The organism is Bradyrhizobium yuanmingense (genome assembly GCF_025200905.1).
In the GTDB taxonomy this organism is placed as follows: domain Bacteria; phylum Pseudomonadota; class Alphaproteobacteria; order Rhizobiales; family Xanthobacteraceae; genus Bradyrhizobium; species Bradyrhizobium yuanmingense.
The window spans coordinates 4,264,409-4,282,123 of record NZ_CP104173.1 but is presented as its reverse complement, the minus strand read 5'-3'; the positions used below and the strand labels follow the sequence as shown (position 1 = coordinate 4,282,123).

General features: G+C 58.2%; 12 protein-coding genes. 10 read left to right on the top strand and 2 right to left on the bottom strand.

Annotated elements, in window-relative coordinates; all coding sequences use genetic code 11:
* Positions 1-636 precede the first annotated feature (636 nt).
* From N2605_RS20110 to N2605_RS20090, 5 genes are all read left to right on the top strand, one after another.
* Positions 637-1,752, top strand: a complete 1,116-nt coding sequence (locus tag N2605_RS20110; RefSeq protein ID WP_260342314.1) for a glycosyltransferase family A protein — start codon at positions 637-639, stop codon at positions 1,750-1,752.
* Between the two features lie 225 nt (positions 1,753-1,977).
* Complete coding sequence (locus N2605_RS20105; protein WP_156447175.1) at positions 1,978-3,252, top strand: O-antigen ligase family protein; 1,275 nt, start codon at positions 1,978-1,980, stop codon at positions 3,250-3,252.
* 72 nt (positions 3,253-3,324) lie between these two features.
* Positions 3,325-4,308: a glycosyltransferase family 2 protein gene (locus N2605_RS20100; RefSeq protein ID WP_260342312.1), complete on the top strand. Its 984-nt coding sequence runs from the start codon at positions 3,325-3,327 to the stop codon at positions 4,306-4,308.
* Between the two features lie 24 nt (positions 4,309-4,332).
* Positions 4,333-5,523, top strand: coding sequence for a glycosyltransferase family 4 protein (locus N2605_RS20095; protein ID WP_311735309.1), 1,191 nt, complete (start codon positions 4,333-4,335; stop codon positions 5,521-5,523).
* Entirely contained in the window at positions 5,520-6,245 is a 726-nt protein-coding gene (locus tag N2605_RS20090) for a polysaccharide deacetylase family protein (protein ID WP_057029398.1), read from the top strand. Before N2605_RS20095 ends, N2605_RS20090 begins: the two co-directional genes overlap by 4 nt.
* A 5-nt stretch (positions 6,246-6,250) precedes the next feature.
* Here N2605_RS20090 and N2605_RS20085 read toward each other — a convergent pair whose 3' ends face one another.
* Positions 6,251-6,934, bottom strand: coding sequence for a class I SAM-dependent methyltransferase (locus N2605_RS20085; RefSeq protein WP_057029397.1), 684 nt, complete (start codon positions 6,932-6,934; stop codon positions 6,251-6,253).
* Between the two features lie 710 nt (positions 6,935-7,644).
* On the opposite strand from N2605_RS20085, the gene N2605_RS36465 reads away from it, so the two are divergent.
* The 5 genes from N2605_RS36465 (at position 7,645) to N2605_RS20065 (ending at position 16,861) form a co-directional block, all read left to right on the top strand.
* The gene (locus N2605_RS36465; RefSeq protein WP_425248804.1) at positions 7,645-9,309 is read left to right on the top strand and encodes an FAD-dependent oxidoreductase; all 1,665 of its coding nucleotides are present in this window, start codon (positions 7,645-7,647) and stop codon (positions 9,307-9,309) included.
* A complete protein-coding gene (locus tag N2605_RS20080) occupies positions 9,306-10,322 on the top strand; it encodes an aldo/keto reductase (protein WP_260342309.1) in 1,017 nt (338 codons plus the stop codon). Before N2605_RS36465 ends, N2605_RS20080 begins: the two co-directional genes overlap by 4 nt.
* Before the next feature lie 771 nt (positions 10,323-11,093).
* Positions 11,094-13,523 carry an Ig-like domain-containing protein gene (locus tag N2605_RS20075; RefSeq protein WP_260342307.1) on the top strand — a complete coding sequence of 810 codons (2,430 nt, stop codon included), beginning with the start codon at positions 11,094-11,096 and terminating at the stop codon, positions 13,521-13,523.
* Positions 13,524-13,616: 93 nt separating this feature from the next.
* Entirely contained in the window at positions 13,617-15,551 is a 1,935-nt protein-coding gene (locus N2605_RS20070) for a type I secretion system permease/ATPase (protein WP_260342305.1), read from the top strand.
* On the top strand, positions 15,548-16,861 hold the full coding sequence (locus N2605_RS20065; protein ID WP_036029191.1) for an HlyD family type I secretion periplasmic adaptor subunit: 1,314 nt from the start codon (positions 15,548-15,550) through the stop codon (positions 16,859-16,861). The genes N2605_RS20070 and N2605_RS20065 overlap by 4 nt, the downstream gene beginning before the upstream one ends.
* A gap of 313 nt (positions 16,862-17,174) precedes the next feature.
* On the opposite strand, the gene N2605_RS20060 is transcribed toward N2605_RS20065, so the two are convergent.
* The gene (locus N2605_RS20060; RefSeq protein WP_109143422.1) at positions 17,175-17,567 is read right to left on the bottom strand and encodes a hypothetical protein; all 393 of its coding nucleotides are present in this window, start codon (positions 17,565-17,567) and stop codon (positions 17,175-17,177) included.
* Positions 17,568-17,715 lie beyond the last annotated feature (148 nt).

Here is a 17,715-nt window from a genome sequence, read left to right as displayed (position 1 = left end):
GTAGAGGTGCAGTGTCCTCACTATGACGCGAAACTGACGAGCTTGCCGACGCCTTCGGCGTGATCGCTCTGTCCAACCTTCTTGATCGGGCCGTCACTTTGCATGCCCCGCCTGTCGTTCTCGCCGGGTTGCGGCCCGCGGGCAATCAAGCGGAACTCCGTTGGCGCCCGGGGGTCGAAGCTTCTTGTATCTGCAATGAATATAATAAACAAACTGCCGGCTGTCCAAATTAAATAGGCAAAGATCGCATGTTTAATTCCGAGAGCTTCCTCTTAAAGTTCAACCGAAGCCCGCGTCGCCCGGGATTAGGCTGCGCCGGCGTGGGCTTTGCCGGCCGCACCCCGTAAACGTTGAGCATGGTCGGGGCGCGAGGCCGGTATTTCAGTCGAAGCTCGATGTTATAATATAACCAAAGCGCCTCCTTATATTTAAATAGATGGCGATTGAAAATTAAAGCAGATTTAATTATGTTGAGGCGCGGACGAGCCTTCCGAGGGGCTCCGGGTCTGACAGGCGGGATGCGATGCGTCCTGAGGCGACACGGAGTTTTATTCTTGAGTGCAGACAAAGCGGTGAGTAGGCGGAATTTCATGTGCTTGCGGACTGCGTCTCCGGCGGAACCCGAGAAAGCCATTCTTGGTTTGCGCGCTGAAAATTGCGGAAAGTCTGGCGAGCGAACCGGGAGGTCGTGCAGATGGCGCCGGCGTGTCAGGCTCGACTGAGCAGGAGCATTTCGTGATGTCCAAGGCACATCCGCCCAAGGCTGGAGGAAGGGCTGAAGACCCCTTGGTCACGGTCGTGATGTGCGTGTACAACGCTGGTAAATATTTTCGACCGTCGCTGTTGAGCATAATTAATCAGACATACAGGAATCTGGATATTCTTATTGTCGACGATGGCAGTTCGGACGGTTGCTTCAGATCAGTTCAGGATTTGCTGATAGACGAGCGTGTTCGCGTGATCCATCAAGCGAACTCAGGCAAGCCTGTTGCTATCAATCGAGCGCTCGATCAGATCCGCGGCGAGTTCTACGCAATTCAAGACGCGGATGACATCAGCTATCCAACTAGAATCGAAAAGCAGGTTCGTGCGCTGCTCAACAACCCGCATTTGGCTGCCGTATTCTGCGGCAACGAGCTCATCATCAACGAGAGATTCATGGCACCCGTGTTTTCGCCGAAAAGCGAGAGCGACTGCCAGTCCGAGATCAGGGCCTTTCAAATGCCGGCTCTCGATCCCACGGGAATGTTTCGAATGTCATTGGTTGGCGATATACGGTTCGAGCCATCATTAAAGGTTGCCGAGACCTGCGATTATATATGGAGAGTCGGGGAGGTGCATCCGATGATCGTATTGGGGGAGTGCCTTTATGCCTACCGCATTCTTCCCAATTCCCTCAGCCGACGGGCGCCAACCTGGCGGAAGCAGTTTGAGGTCGATGTCTTCAGGCGAGCATGCGAGCGGCGCGGTTTGCGGTTTGAGCAGGGTTGCGCGGATGCGATGTGCGGCTACAGACGATCTAACAACAGTTTATTGGACAACAACATCGCCGCCCATTTCATCAAGAGCGTGCTGGATTGGCGTAGGTCGAACCGTCGGTTGTCGGCATTAAAGACGGGTTGGCAATGTGTGTGTTTGCACCCAGCGGATCCGCACTACTACAAAGCGCTGGTTTACGCCTTGATTTCACCCAGCGTAGCGAGCCGCCTGCGTCGTGACTTCCTGTCGACTCCCCTGGAGACGACGAAATGAAGCGCCTCGTAGGGAGGAACCGTCGCTTTGTGGGGCGCCTCGGCTTCGAGCGCGCTGCTTGTTTGCAGAACTTCTCAGATATTTGAGGTACTCGCGTTGACCCGCAAAAGCTTAGAATTGGAATCGGGTTCTCAGCTTACGTATCTGTATGGTCGGCAGCGGAGTCCAGTTGGTCGCGCGGCGGGGGCGCCGCGTTGGGGGACGGAACTGTATCTGAAGCTATTGTTGGTCGCGATTGTCTTGCCCGAAGGGCTGTCTTTCTTCGTCGGCGATTTTCGCCTCTCGGTTGCTCGAGTTCTAATTTTCTGTTCCTTCATCGCCGCGCTACAGCAGCTTGGACAGCGTCTAGGCACGCGAACCGTCGTCTGCGTCCCATCGGATATCTTGGCCCCGCTTACGGGCGTTTGGATGATGTTGGCTGCCACAGTCACTGATGGTCCGGCGGGTTTTAAAGGGGCTGGAATCGAGGCACTCGAATTTGTGGGCGCATACCTGACGTTCCGGTTTCTTCTCGGGCCGGTCGATAGTTCCGTTCGAATAGCACGGTTCTCCTGCAAGCTGATGATTGTGATCGTCGGCATAGCGCTCCTTGACCCGCTGAGTGATAAACTGTTCACCTATGAGTTCATCAAAGGTATTACCGGCTATGCGAAGCTCAGTTACGATGGACCATTAGCAATCAGGGCTGACACGTTCTATCGGGACGGTGTCGTTCGCGCCATGGGGCCGCTCGAGCATTCGATATTGTTCGGTGCTGTTTGCGTTTGGTTTGGTGTCGTGGCCTTCACTACGTTTAGGCACCAGGTACTCGGCTGGGGTGTGGCGGGCATCGCCCTCATCGGTGTGTGGTTTTCGCAGGCGCGCAGTCCATTGTTGGCCTATTTGATCGGATTTGCGCTGGCGAGTTTCTATGCCGCAAGCCCTCGCTTCGCTGCCCGATGGAAGTTGGTCGGGTTGTGTGTGACCGCGCTACTCCTTGTTGTTTTCACTTTCTCTGGCAGCCCGGTCGCAACCCTTGTGCGCCTCAGCGGAGTAAGCCCGGAGGCGGCCTGGGCTCGCCAAGCGATTTGGGACACGGGAGGACCTGTGGTCCTCGGTTCGCCGATCTTCGGAATTGGTTTGAACGGCGACTGGAATTGGCAGTCGCATGGCGCGCTCGTGAGTTCGAGCGTAGATGCCTTTTGGCTTGCCACCGCAATGTCGTATGGAATTCCGGGAAGCGCGTTGATCCTTTTGACAATTGCCAGCGCATGCTGGCTTGGCTCGATCGACAAATCGCCTCACCTTTCTCCCGAAGAGAGACGGCTGTCAGTGGCGCTCGGAATTGTAATAGCGACGATCGCTTTTCTAGGGTTCATTGTGCACTTTTGGGGCATTTGTTGGATCCTCATCGCTGTGTTTACTGGGATGCGAGCGAACCTCGCGGAGACCGCCATATTGCGCGATAGAGCCGCACCAGCGGCGCGAACGAGATGCGACCCGATTACCGGAGACATTTGAAGACGGTGGACCGCGAGGTCATTACGCTGGCAGGGATGCCGATCAGGATTTCTCGCTGCGCAGGACTAAAGCATGAGGGTTTCCATTATCATACGAACTTACAATCGTGCGTACATCATCGGGGAAGCGATCGAGAGTGCCTTGAATCAGACGTATGGGAATTTTGAGATAATCGTCGTTGATGATGGATCCACAGACGGCACGGCCGCAGCGGTGAAAAAGTTTCGAAGCGACAAAGTGCGTTACATTCGGCATGATCGCAATCGCGGGGTCAGTGCGGCAGGCAACACGGGTATAAAGGCCGCCAACGGCGATATCATTGCTCATCTGGATTCGGATGACCTGTGGAAGCCGGAGATGCTCAGCAGTCTCGTCGATGTTTTGCGTCGTCATCGTCAGATTGGCGCGGTGTTCTGTGACGTTGAGGTCGACCGTGGCAGATCCACGTCGTCAATTGTCTCAAGCATGCGTGCATTTCCGAAACTGCTCGCATCGCGCTCGCGCTCTGATTTCGATGTCTTTCTCTTCAGCAGCCGTGAGATGTATCTGTGTTTGCTGGAAGAAGTGCCTATCAAGCCGACTGCGGTATTGATCCGGCGCACTGTTCTGGATGAGCTTAGAGGTTATAATGAATCATGGTGTTCGGGCGAGGACTGGGAACTGTACCTGAGAATCTCGAAGCATCATGGATTTGGATACGTCGATCGCAAGCTCGCAGTTATGCGGGTACTCGAGGATTCAACCCTATCGAAATTCCAGGAGGAGGATAAGTCGTCCTTGCTGCAGCTGGCAGTGAGCGAGAAGAAGGGGCTTCGGCGAGATCGCGAAGCACTCGAAGCGGCAAATCGTGCAATCGCTCGGCATTGCAAGGATCTGGGATGGATCTATCTGCACTCGGGAAGACGAATGAAATCGATCTCAACCTACGCTCGCGGATTTGCCGAAACGGGACACGTACCTCTCGTTATGAGAGCCGGCGTGGCTCTTATGCCTCTGTCGCTTACTGCGGGTTTGAAAAAGCTACTTCTATCCAGCGATCGCTCGCTCGCTCCATGAGAGATCTTTCCGGCGAAGTGGTCGATGGTCCCTGTGTGCGTGAATAGAATGACTCAAAACCACATCTCCGACAGGCCGGCGGCACGGCGGATTGCATTCGCCACGATCGGGGATGGGCGCCTGGTCAGGTTTTGGTCCGGTACCCCGTTTCACATGTCGAGATCGCTCGCAGGTGAAGGTCATGAGGTGGTCCATATCGGTCCGTTGAGCGCACCGATACTGCCTTTATACAAGACGTATTCCAGGCTTTGCCGTGCCTTTCGCAGGCGCGGCCGTTCCCCGTTGCATGCGGGGGCGGTCGTTGCACAGTATGCAGCGGACTCAGCGCGTAAAATCCGAGCGGTGTCGCCCGATATCGTCTTCGCGCCGGCCGGCTCTACCTTCGCATGGAGTGTGCCTAACGGCGTTCCGCTCGTCTATGCGTCCGACGCGACCTTTCGGCTCATTGAGAACTACCATCCTAACTATCGAAACTTGTCGCGAGGTGCTCGGGACATCGCTGAACGCGTGGAGCGGGACACGATTGCGCGCGCGGATCTGATCCTCTACCCGTCGGAATGGGCAGCCGAATCTGCCATCAGGGACTACGGTGCCGACCGTAGCCGGGTGCATGTCATTCCTTGGGGCGCCAACCTCGAAGAAGCGCCGGATCGTGCCTCCGTGCTAGGTTGCCGCAAGCCGGGTCCCTGCCGTCTCCTCTTCATCGGCGCCAACTGGGAGGAGAAGGGCGCTGACATCGCGGTCGGCGTCCTCGCTGAACTGAGGAAGAGGGGCATGGAGGCGGAGCTCGTGATCTGCGGATGTACTCCGCCGAAGTCAGTTGCTCAGGATGGCCTGACGATCATCCCTTATCTCGACAAGTGTGATCGCGAACAGCGCAACCGACTGGATCAACTCTATCGGGACGCGGATCTATTTCTGCTGCCGACCCGGGCGGATTGCTATGGAATTGTGTTCTGTGAAGCCGCGGCCTATGGAGTACCGAGCATTGCGCCGGCCACTGGCGGCGTCCCCTGCGCTGTCCGTAAGGGGGAGACGGGCTTGTTGTTGCCCCCGAACGCGACGAAGGCGGACTATGCGGCGGTCATCTTCGAGACCTTTGCTAACCAGGATCGGCTGGCACGCCTGAGACAATCGAGCCGCGCCGCCTTCGAAGCCCGATTGAACTGGCAGGCTTGGGCCCGGCGGGTTTCAGATCTGATAGAAACTCTATGATCGTCTTGAATTATCATGAGCTGGTGGAAGCCTCGCCTTCGAACGCGTGGTGCCTGACTCATGAGGCGTTCGAAGTGCATCTCGCACTTTGCGGGGAAGCGCTGGTCTCGCCCCAGAATTTTCTGGAGCATTGCTCCGATCCGACATCCCACGGCACCGGCGCGGTCCTGTTGACTTTCGACGATGGATTTATTTCGGACTATACGCATGTCTACGCCCGTTACATGACGACCGGTCGTATTCCGGGTTTCATGTCCTTTATCCCGGTAGACTTTGTAGGCTCGCCGGGACGTATGAGTTGGGACATGATCGAGGAGCTTGACAAGGGGGGTGTTGCGATCGGCTCACATGGCATGGCCCACGTCGATTTGACGACTGTGTCGGACGTAGAGCTCGAGCGCGAGCTCGGTGTGTCCAAGTCGATGCTCGAGGATCGCCTCGGTCGACAGGTAGCTCTCTTCGCCTTCCCATATGGACGGTTTTCCCGACGGGTCTGGGAGGCCGCGCTGAGGGCTGGCTACACACACCTCTTTACAATCCAGCTTGGATATCATCGCGGCTTCGAATCTTTTTTGTACTCCCGCCTTTGTATGACGAACAACATGGATGCGGAGTACATGCGCCGCCACTTGCGCGATCCGGATGCGATGCGCGGCGTTTCCTGGAAAATCAGCACAAAGCTCGGGCTCTATCGCCAACTCATGCGCTTGCGGTATCACTAGCGAATTTAGTATTTTGGCGGTTTCAGTGCTGTGCAAAGCCAGGACATTGCCCGTTGAGTCGTCTTGGCCTCGTCGATCACCTCGAATGCTCGTTTTGCCTCCCGCAACACTGCCAATGATCGCCGTGATGCGGTGTAGTTCGAGACGATGATGCAGCCTCCCGGTTTGAGTGATTGCGCGTAACGCTCGAGCGACCGAACGGGGTCGCGCAAATAGAAAAGAGACTCGTTGAAGACGATGACATCGAAACGGCCGTCGGGTTCGTACACGTCGCCGTCAGCCTGAGAAAAGTCAGTGCGATCGTCGTTGTACAGACGGAGCTTCTCGATTGCCACGTCAGAGATGTCCACTCCGACATAGCGTTCATATCCAAGCTGCTTGAAGCGCTCGAATAGCATGCCGTCTCCGCAGCCGATCTCGAGGTACTCGCCGCCACGTCTAAAAGCGTCCATGAAACCAATGAGTGTCCAGTAGCGAGCTACTTCGCGCTGCATGTAGGTCCAGAGGCCATCGCTGTACTCGGCGTCCCAGGTGGATTTCGCTTTTGGGCTGTCACCGAACCCCTGCGCAGTCTCCCACTCGCTAACGGCACGCCCCAGCGCGTCGCCAAAAGGCAGCCGGGCCAATCCGAAGGCATAGTACGCGGCGCGCACCCGGCGCCATGCGTGGTAGTGAAGTGCTGCGAGCATTCCCAACCTGCCAACGCGTATTCGACGTCAGATAGTTTAATACAGGTGAAGTTATCGACAGATCAAGAGTGTACGGCGGGCGAGAACTGCAGATTTCATAGTACCTGTGAGGTGAGCTTCGCCCGGTCAATTCGCCTGCGCATCTCGGACCTTTGTCCGTGAGCCGCCAAGGAACGATTCCCGCAAATGTCTTGCGCTCCTATCGTTCCGTGATCGGATCGAGAGTACCACGCCCCGCAGAATCACAGCACGTCCCAATAACTCGCCCCGCTGCCAACGCGCGGGCATCATCAGGTAGTGGCTGGACGCTGCCACATCGGGTCTTCCGTTGCCGCGGATCGGGTCTAAAGCATTGTTTCTAGCTGAAAGCCGGCCGGGAGTATTGTCCGCGAAGAAGGTAGTGCTTTTGGCAGAAGCTACACACTCCGAATATTCGGAGAAATGGTTTGGCTTGTGCAATGCAGAAATTAAATGCCTATTAACAGTTGACGGATGTATTTAACTGCGCCTATCATTATTCGTTTTTGCAATTTGTGACAGAAAATCAAAGCCATGAGTAATGGTTTTGCGGAAGCGATAATTTCCCTTTCATTGCATGCATTGCCAGGGCGGTTGCGCCTAAGCGTTAAACCCGGAGCGCTCGGTTACCGGCCATCGCTGTCCGCTTGGCATGCTAGCCCCCGACCAATTTTCGCTTGAAGGGAGTTGTCATGCAGTTCGGGCCGGCGCTTTCAGGTGTATTAGGTACCACGACGATTGAGGAGTTGCGGCGCCCGGGAGCGCAGGATGCGATCGTGATCGGCGGGGGAGCCGCCGGGGGATTGGCGGCGCTCTTACTCGCCGAGGCTGGCCTGCGCGTGCTTGTGCTTGAGGCCGGGTGGCAGAATTCGCCGCGAACGACTGGGATGCGCCGAGCTATAGCCAGGATGAGCCGTAGGCTCGCGGACCCTGCGACACTTCGGTTGCTCCCTCCTGCGGTTGTTCCCTTTGGCAAGATGGCCTTGAGAGGCCTCGGCATGTTGCGCCAGCCCATCCAATCTCGCTGCAGCATCTGGGGCCGAGCACCGGACTCGTTTGTAGATGATCATGACCTGCCTTACGTGACGCCACGGAGCCAACCTTTTGTCTGGATACGCGCGCGAACGCTCGGCGGACGCGTGGGCCTTCCAGGGCACGGCCGGCAATACTATCGGCTGAACTCCTCCGACCTTGCGCCGTGTGATGGATTGAGCGCGCCTTGGCCGCTAGAGCCGGGTGAGTTGGACCCCTGGTATTCGATGGTCGAGCGACGGCTAGCGCTTGCCGGTGCCATGGATGGCGTACCATGGCAGCCTGACAGTCACCTCTCGCGAGAACTTGAACCTTCACCGAATCAGTTCGCGCTGATGGCAGCGATCCGCGCACGGTGGCCTCACTCGCGGCCGATGCTCACGCGCTTTGCCGCACCGCTGGATGCCTTGGAAACTGCTGCTCTTACAGGGCGCCTTCGATGCCGTGAGGGCGCAGTCGTACGGCAAATCGATGTTGATCGATCAGGTCGCGTACGCGGCGTAGTCTGGTTCGATCAACAAAGTGGAACCGACGTACGTGCTTGCGCTCCGTTGGTCTTTCTGTGCGCGTCCTCGTTAGAGTCGACACGAATACTCTTGCTTTCGCGTTCATCCAAAGGGGGCCAAGGGCTCGGTGCAGGATCTGACGCGCTGGGGCGCTACTTGATGGACCATATTGTCGTAACTGGGTGGGGTGGAGGTGCGCCGCTGAAGCCCAGCCCAGTGCTCGAAGATGGGTGCGCGATTTACCTTCCACGCTTCGATGCGCGCGACGGGCCCGCGCCCCTCGGCGGGCGAGGTTTTGGCGTGCAGTTGTATCAATTTCCAGGAGGGCACGGGCGTTCCCATTTTACTGCGGTTAGCTTCGGTGAAATGCTTCCTCGTGCCGAAAACCGAGTAACGCTACATCCTACACGACGGGATATATGGGGAATCCCCGTATTGCATATCGACTGCCGCTATAGCGAAGCGGATTTGGCGCGTGCCCGCGATCAGGCAGCTGCCATACGCGAGATCGCCGCAACATCTGGCGTGACGTTGAGCCGCGTTAATGAACGGCCGGCTCCGCCTGGCTCCGCGATTCATGAATGCGGGACCGCCCGGATGGGTATCGACCCCGCGACCTCCGTGCTCGATCCAAATAACCAGTGCTGGGACGCACAGGGATTGTACGTTACGGATGGTGCCTGTTTCCCGTCCCAGGGCACGCAGAATCCCACGTTGACCATTCTCGCTCTGACCGCGCGCGCATGCCATCATGCGGTGAGCACCGTCGCCCAAACAAAGCGAGAAGCTGCATTCGGACTAGCCGGAGGCGCGTCATGACGGTGGCTGCTGCCGCGCCGTTTCGAGAAATCCTTCCGCGAAACATGCTCCCCCTAGGTTTTGGATCCGGCGCACTGTTGAGCAAGCGACGAACCCGCCGTGAGGCTCTTAAGTTGCTCGAAGCAGCTATGGATTGTGGGGTCACATATTTTGATACTGCGCGAATGTATGGTGCCGGTCGCGCAGAGAGCATTCTGGGAGAGTTGGCGGCGCGAAAGCGGGAGCGCCTGGTTCTGGCAAGCAAGGCGGGCATTGTCCCACAAAGTCATGCACTTCATGTCCGCGCAATGGGTCGTAGCATTCGTCTTCTGCACAATGTCGCGCCAAGCTCAAAGAATTACCTGCCTGTGCCGTCCAACTATCTGCCGCGTTTCGGAGCCTTTGGTCTCGTGGAGTTCCGAAAAAGTGTCGAGACTAGTCTCAAGGAATTGCGTACAGACTATCTCGATATTCTACTCCTGCACGAGTGCAGCGCTGCCGACGTAGAGGAAACGGACCTGATCCGTCTTCTCGATGATCTCAAGCGTGAAGGGAAGGTTCGCGCCATTGGCATAGCGACAGGCATAGAGGAGACGGTGTCCATCCTCCAAAGACATGCAGCGCTGTTCGACGTTGTGCAGATTCCAAATGCCATCTGGAATATGAACGTCAGGAAAGTTCCGGCAACTAACTACCTCGTGATTACGCATTCGTCTCTTACCAGCCGATTTAAAATACTGCTTGATCGATTGTTGTCCGATGAGCGGATGGCGGCTGAATGGCGTTCGCTGACGCAGGTAGATCCACGTGATTCGACAGAACTGGCTCATCTACTGCTGGCCCATGCGCTGAATGCAAATCCAAACGGGATCGTCATCTTTTTCTCATCCAATCCGTCGAATGTTGTGGCAAACGTGAGATCTGTCAGCAGTCGAGCTATCGACGAGAAGCAGATCGCGGGTTTGAACGCATTATTGGCGAGAAAGCATGTTGCCGAATTTCTTGACGCGAGCTTTCGAGATCTGAGTTTCTGATCGGTGCAGACCGACGACGGTGGCTTGACTTTGCATCAGTCAGACGCGGCGGAGTATGGTCAGGTCGTCGGCAGGACCTGATCGAACATCTTGTTGCGACCCTGCCGGGGAAGCGGGTGACTGTGTGCTGGGCTCGGGGGACATCAACGATCAGGATAATCGGCGCGCGCTCGTAACTCTCGATCTGAATGGTGTGTCCGCAACGGTATTTGCTTTGCTTGGCGTTTTTGGATGGCGCTGGATGGGCCATTACCTGAACCGGGCAATATGGGTTCGGATTGTTCGCAGCGCGATGTGTGCTCAAATGCTCTTGCCCGACGCTCGCGCTCTTGATTGTCCGGACAAAAATTATGTCGTGTTTGGCGGCGGATAATCTTGTGGATCGAAATATTTAATTGGTTTTCTGCTGTGGCGCCGTCGACGACACTTGGTAAGCTGTTGTCTAGTGGCGAAGGCGTAACATCGATTCCGGCATACTTTTGTATATCTTCGACCGCTCTGTGTGGCCCTCGTTCAATGCGGTGCACGAGTGGTTGATCGGACTGAAGAAATTTCCGGCATTTAATTCGCGCGATGCGAATGTGTCTAGGGTAGCTCAGGAAATTACCTTGGGTGAGCCGTCGTGTCGTCGCAAAAAAGCCTCCACCCGCCGGGAAGACGCACCCCAACGGCGCTGCGCCAGCAGAGTCGCACTTGGGGTCGCGTCGCTTGGGGAAACAATTGGGCGCGTGCCAGGGGCAAACCAGATTGAAATTAACAGGAGAAAACTAGATGGCATCCATTCCTCTGACATGGAATGATCCGATGTTTAGCGACCAGACCAATTCGGGGACGGTCTGGCTTGGAAATGGAGAGACGATTTCGGGTGTGAGCATTTCCGACCAGAGCGACACTGTCGCCGTCGGAGGGAGCGGCTCGTTCACCATCGACGACGTCCGTATTTCTTCAAGGGAAGGCGTGCGCATTGGGGGCAGCGGTGATGTCACCATCAACAATACGTACATCGAGACAACGGGACTGTCGGGCGATCACGCCGACGGAATTCAGGCCTATGCTCCCGGCGCCACCGGGAATCTGACCATTACAAACTCGACGATTGTATCGCACGACCAGAATGCCACTGCTGGGCTGTTCATCGCAGATGGTTATAGCGGAACGTTCACTTTCAATAACGTGGTGTTCGACGGTGGCCCATTTGGTCTGCGCATTGCCGCGGACGCAGGAGCCGGTCACGATGACTACCTCGCCCTCAAGGACGTGTATTTTGTGGGGCCATTTGCGTATGGCGCGCTTTGGTTGGAGGAGGTCAATGCGAACATACACATCACGCAATGGGAGAATGTTCGCTACGCAACGATCGTGGACGGTCAACTCATCCCGGGCGACCTTATCCCGCCTCCGCTTCCGGTTGAAGGACCGACCGCACCCAGCACGCCGACCGTGCCGGATGCTCCGACTATCGCGTCGTTCTCGACCGACAGCGGCACCGCTGGCGACAAGATTACCAACGACAATACCATCGAGCTCAAGGGCACCGCGGCTGCCGGCAGCACGGTCAAGATCTACGACGGTACGACCCAAATTGGTTCGACGACTACGGACTCGAGCGGCAGTTGGGACTACATCACCAAGATCCTGACCGACGCCAAACATACGCTGACCGCAACGGCGACCAGCTCGTCGGGTCAGACCAGCGCGGCGTCGTCTGCGTTGGCAATCACTATCGATACCAAGGCTCCGACTGCGCCGACCATTGCCAGCCATACCGTGAACACCGCCAATCAGGTGGTGATGTCGGGCAGTGCCGAAGCGAGCAGCGTCGTGAAGGTGTTCGACGGCACGACCCAGATCGGGACCGCGACTGCCAACAGCACCGGCGGGTGGAGCTATACAACCAGCGCCCTTGCGGCCGGTTCGCACAGCCTTACCGCGACGGCAACGGATGCAGCAGGCAATACCGGCCCGGCGTCCACTGCGTTCACCGCCAGCATCACCGGCACCTCGGCGCCAGCCACACCGACCTCGCCGACGTCACCGACGTCGCCGACTGCCGGCACGGTGGTCGAGTCAGCTGGCGCGACAACTCTCGTTGAGAGCGGCGGCAAATATTACCTCAATGGCAGCACCGGATCGGGCCCCACGCTGAAGGACAACGGTGTGCAGTTTGTGAAGGGGTCGGATGGCACCTGGACTCCCATCGGTGCGGAGAAGACGGCGGCGGGCTATGTGGTTGCGTGGAAGGAGACGAGCACGGGTCAGTACACGGCGTGGAACACCGACAATAACGGCAACTACGTGTCCCATGTCAGCTCCCTGACCGGCTCCACAGACGGTGGCTCAGTGTCGGGTACTGACTCTGGCCTTAAGTCGCTCGAGACGAGCTTCCATCAGGATCTGAACGGTGACGGGCAGGTAGGTACTTCCACTGCGACCATCCCGACGTCGCCAACCCCGACGACTGGCAAGGTCGTCGAATCGGCTGGTGTGACAAGTCTCGTTGAGAGTGGCGGCAAATACTACCTCAACGGCAGCACCGGCACTGGCCCGACACTAAAGGATGACGGCGTGGATTTCGTGGGCGGGTCCGATGGCACCTGGACTCCCATTGGAGCGGAGAAGACGGCGACGGGCTATCAAGTTGCCTGGAAGGAGACGAGCACCGGTCAGTACACGGCGTGGAATACCGACAATAACGGCAACTACGTGTCTCATGTCAGCTCCCTGACCGGCTCCACGGACGGTGGCTCGGTGTCGGGTACGGACTCTGGCCTCAAGACGCTGGAGACCAGCTTCCATCAGGACCTGAACAGTGACGGGCAGATCGGTACGTCCAGCGTAGCTACGTCATCCACTGCAACCGGTAGCAACGCGGCTATTGCGGGCAGTACGTTCATCGCTTCGCCGGGCAACACGACCCTGACCAGCACTTCCGGCGATGACACCTTCGTTGGCAGCAGCCAGGCCGATACTTTCGTGTTTGGCGCGAACTTCGGCAACGACGTCATCAAGGGCTTCGTTGCCCGCGGACCTGCTCACGACACGATCGAGTTCAGCAAGAGTGTGTTCGACAGTTTTGCCAGCGTTCTTTCCCACGCGACCCAGTCCGGCACCGATGTCGTGATCGCGACGGGGAGCGATACGCTCACGCTGAAGAACGCCAAGCTCGGCTCGTTGACCAGCAACGACTTCCACTTCGCGTAGGGGACGGCATCCACAGAGAGCAATCTTCAACAACTGCCTTGGGGGATCTCTTGAGGGATCTTCCAACAAAGGCGCGTTTCAGGGGCAGAAGCCATGATTGACTTTGGACGGCGGGGGGTATTCCCCCCGCCCGCAAATCTCTATCGAATTCCATTTCTTCACATATCAGGACTCTGGTCAGCCGGACGGCAGTGGGCGGAAAACGCTCAACTGCAGACGCCGCAACTGATCGGCTGGGCAAAGGGCCTGATCGAAGTGCTGCGGTCACGGATATTCGCTGGTCGACCCCGGCCAGCGGATCACTATGACGAGTCGCAGTCAGAGTTGTCGGCGTTCCTGCGGTCTTGCCGCCGGATCTTCTGGGCGCTAGCGGCATTCAGCGGCATGAGCAACCTTCTCATGCTCACCGGCTCGTTCTTCATGCTGCAAGTCTACGATCGGGTGCTGCCCGGACGCAGTGTACCGACTCTTGTCGCTCTGTTGGCTCTGGCAACGGTGCTCTACCTGTTTCAGGGCGGGCTCGACTTCGTCAGGAGCAGGATCAGCGCCCGGGTGGGCCGGTATTTCGATGAAAGTCTCGGGGTTCGCATCTTCGAGGCTCTTGTTCGCCTGCCTTTGAAGACCAGAGCGGATGGCGATGGCCTGCAGCCGGTGCGGGACCTCGATCAGGTCCGCAGCTTCCTGTCGAGCGGAGGGCCGACGGCGCTCTTCGATCTGCCCTGGATGCCGATCTATCTCGGCGTCTGCTTCCTCTTTCACTTCTGGATTGGCATCACTGCGCTGGCTGGTGCGTTGGTGCTGGTCGGCATTACGATGCTCACGGAAACGCGTACCCGAGGTCCGGCAAAGGCGAGCTCGCGTCTTGCCATTTCGCGAACTGCCCTCGCGCTCGAGGGACGGCGCAATGCCGAAGTTCTGCAGGCCATGGGTATGCGGCAACAAGCGGCTTTGCGTTGGCAGGATGCCAACGCAAAGTACCTCGCAGCCCATGAACGGGCCAGCGATGTCGCAAACGGACTCGGTGGTGCCTCGAAGATTTTCCGCGCGATCTTGCAATCGCTGGTTCTTGCCGTTGGCGCCGTCCTCGTCATCAACCAGGAATCGACGGCCGGCATCATCATTGCCGGATCGATCCTCACCGCGAGGGCCCTTGCGCCTGTCGAAATGGCAATTGCGAACTGGAAGGGGTTCGTCGCGGCGCGCCAATCGGGACAACGACTCGATTATTTGCTGAAGCTTCTTCCTCAGGAGGAGGAGCGGTTGGCATTGCCTGCGCCTGTGGAAACCCTTAGCGCCGAGAACCTCTATATCAGTGCTCCGAACTCCGAGAGACCCACTCTCAGCGAAGTGTCATTCCAGCTGCGGAGTGGGCAGGCGGTCGGAATCATCGGTCCGAGCGGATCCGGCAAGTCGACGCTGGCGCGTGCGCTGGTTGGCGTGTGGCCGTGCATTCGAGGCAGGATCCGGCTCGACAACGCCGCCCTCGATCACTGGTCTTCGGACGACCTCGGCAAGCACATCGGTTATCTGCCCCAAGACGTAGAATTGTTCGACGGCAGCATTGCGATGAACATTGCACGCTTCGACCCGAACGCAACCGCCGCCGCTGTTCTGGAAGCCGCCCGCGCCGCGGGCGCGCATGACCTCGTCCTCTCACTGCCGGACGGGTACAGCACGAAGATCGGCGAGGGAGGGCTGGCGCTGTCGGCGGGGCAGCGGCAGCGTATCGCGCTTGCGCGGGCTTTTTACGGCAAACCCTTCCTGGTCGTGCTTGACGAACCCTCTTCCAATCTCGATGCGGAGGGCGAGGAGGCTCTGACAGAGGCGATCCTGAACGTGCGACGCCGCGGAGGGATTGTGGCCGTTGTCGCTCATCGGCCGAAGGCGCTGGAAGGTGTGGACCATGTATTGTGCCTCGGCGAAGGCAGAGTTCAGTCCTTCGGCAAGCGAGAGGAGGTACTCAAGAGAGTGCTGCGGACTCCGGTGCCGCTGAAGGTCGTCGCAGAAGCTCAAGGAGGCGGCCGATGAACGATCAGATAGCGCCGGCGTTGCAGTCCATCCAACGTTACATGATCGTCGGAATGATCATGTTCGCCTTGGTGACTTTTGGGGTCGGCGGCTGGGCGACGACTTCCCAATTGTCGGGCGCGGTGATCGCGCAGGGCGTGGTCGTGGTGGATTCGAGCGTCAAGAAGGTCCAGCACGCCACGGGTGGAATCGTCGGAGAGTTGCGCGTGCGCCAGGGCGATCGGGTCAATGCAGGCGACATTCTGATCCGCCTCGACGAGACGCAGACGCTCGCGAATGCGACGATCGTCACCAATAGCATCGACGAATTGCTGGCGCGGCAGGCCCGTCTCGAGGCCGAGCGCGACAGTGCCGAGCAGGTCGTGTTTCCAAAGGTACTGCTCGACCGAGCCAAAGAGAGCAACTCCGAGGCGAGCCGTGCAATCGCCGCGGAGCGGAAGCTGTTCGACCTGCGTCGTCAGGCGAGGAGCGGCCAAAAAGCGCAGTTGCAGGAGAAGAGCGCGCAGTTGGAGAACGAAATCAAGGGCTATATGGGGCAGACGGAGGCCAAGCAGAAGGAGGTGGAGTTCATCCGACAGGAGCTGGAGGGCGTGCGCAGCCTCTGGCAGAAGAACCTGGTGCCGATCACCCGGCTCAATTCCCTGGAGCGCGACTCCGCCCGCATCGAGGGCGAGCGCAGCCAGCTCGCAGGAATGATCGCTCAGTCGAAGGGCAAGATCTCCGAAATCGGACTCCAGATCATTCAGATCGACCAGGACCTCCGTACCGAGGTCGGCAAGGACCTGATCGAAACCCGCTCGAAACTCTCCGAGCTGGGCGAACGCAAGACTGCGGCGGTGGATCAGTTGAATCGGGTCGATATCCGGGCGCCACAATCCGGTCGCGTCCACGAGCTCAGCGTCCACACGGTCGGGGGGGTGATCTCTCCGGGCGAGCAAATCATGCTGATCGTTCCTGACGCGGACTCGCTCGCGGTCGAAGTCAAGATCGCACCGAAGGATATCGATCAGGTCTACGTGGGGCAGACCGCTACAATGCGCTTCGCAGCGTTCAACCAGAAGACCACGCCCGAAATCGACGGCGAGGTCAGCATGGTCTCGGCAGACATCACGCAGGATCAGCGTGCCGGCACGAGTTACTACACAGGCCGCGTCTTGCTGAAGACGGAAGAGCTGGTGAAGCTCGGCTCGGCCAAGTTGCTGCCCGGCATGCCTGTCGAGGTCTTCATCAAGACGGCAGGGCGGACCGCGTTGTCCTACCTGCTCAAGCCGCTACACGATCAGGCGCAGCGCGCATTCAAAGAGCGCTGAGCCCTTTGGATTTGAAATGACACAGCCCCGAGTGGACCCGCACTCGGGGCTGAGAGGAATCTCAAGAGTGTGTCCATTGCTGCGAACAACATTGATGTTCAAGACGAAAAAGAAGCCCAAATGAAAAGATAACGACGGGCTTGCAGGCGTGCCGTGAGCTGGGTGAACACCGAGGAGAGCTGCTCGCTGCGGATGGCTCGCCGCTCGTCGCATTGCATCCGAAGCCTATCGTTTGGCTTCGACCGCCCGGAGCTCAAGATTGCGCCGCGAGATCGATCGAGTCGATGCGGGGTAGACCGCAACGTTGGCCGCATCAACGAGCACCGAGCTGACGACGAGCCCCTGCAATGAGGCTGGAGGTGGACGGCGTGGCTTGAGGGCGCTCTGGCCGCCAGGAACGAGCCACAAGGGTGGACAGCTTTCGCACCTTCGTCAGGCTTGATTGGGCGTGTCTGAGCAGCCGCCAGAGATTGGCTGGGGTGAGCTTGGCAATACCGATCCACGTCGTCAGCGCCGACAGCAAAGCTCCTGCGCGCGCACGGACCGAGTATGGCGCAGGCTTGCTGTGTTGGCCGGCGGACCAGCTAGCCGCCCGGCGGTGCAGCCCGCTCAGCACATCCATTCGCTTGTTGTGCAGAGTCATCGCTGTGACGAAGACAAGCAGGATGGCTTCAGCCCCCAAAATGACGAGCAGTTCTTCCGGCATATGCAATCTCGATTGTGAGGCGGAGAGGTCGTTCGGAATACGATCTGCCGGGGGGCACATTAAATCAACGATTAATTCGTCGGAGCCGTTAAATTGTTGCCTTATTTGCCGGCGATGCGCCGGGGGCCGGGACGCGTCTGCGGGGGCG

What these genes read in the sequence shown, in the direction of transcription:
- N2605_RS20100 (WP_260342312.1), top strand. Translation starts at nt 3,325, where the DNA reads ATGAGGGTTTCCATTATCATACGAACTTACAATCGTGCGTACATCATC.
- N2605_RS20095 (WP_311735309.1), top strand. Translation starts at nt 4,333, where the DNA reads ATGGTCCCTGTGTGCGTGAATAGAATGACTCAAAACCACATCTCCGAC.
- N2605_RS20090 (WP_057029398.1), top strand. Translation starts at nt 5,520, where the DNA reads ATGATCGTCTTGAATTATCATGAGCTGGTGGAAGCCTCGCCTTCGAAC.
- N2605_RS20085 (WP_057029397.1), bottom strand. Translation starts at nt 6,934, where the DNA reads ATGCTCGCAGCACTTCACTACCACGCATGGCGCCGGGTGCGCGCCGCG.
- N2605_RS36465 (WP_425248804.1), top strand. Translation starts at nt 7,645, where the DNA reads ATGCAGTTCGGGCCGGCGCTTTCAGGTGTATTAGGTACCACGACGATT.
- N2605_RS20080 (WP_260342309.1), top strand. Translation starts at nt 9,306, where the DNA reads ATGACGGTGGCTGCTGCCGCGCCGTTTCGAGAAATCCTTCCGCGAAAC.
- N2605_RS20075 (WP_260342307.1), top strand. Translation starts at nt 11,094, where the DNA reads ATGGCATCCATTCCTCTGACATGGAATGATCCGATGTTTAGCGACCAG.
- N2605_RS20070 (WP_260342305.1), top strand. Translation starts at nt 13,617, where the DNA reads ATGATTGACTTTGGACGGCGGGGGGTATTCCCCCCGCCCGCAAATCTC.
- N2605_RS20065 (WP_036029191.1), top strand. Translation starts at nt 15,548, where the DNA reads ATGAACGATCAGATAGCGCCGGCGTTGCAGTCCATCCAACGTTACATG.
- N2605_RS20060 (WP_109143422.1), bottom strand. Translation starts at nt 17,567, where the DNA reads ATGCCGGAAGAACTGCTCGTCATTTTGGGGGCTGAAGCCATCCTGCTT.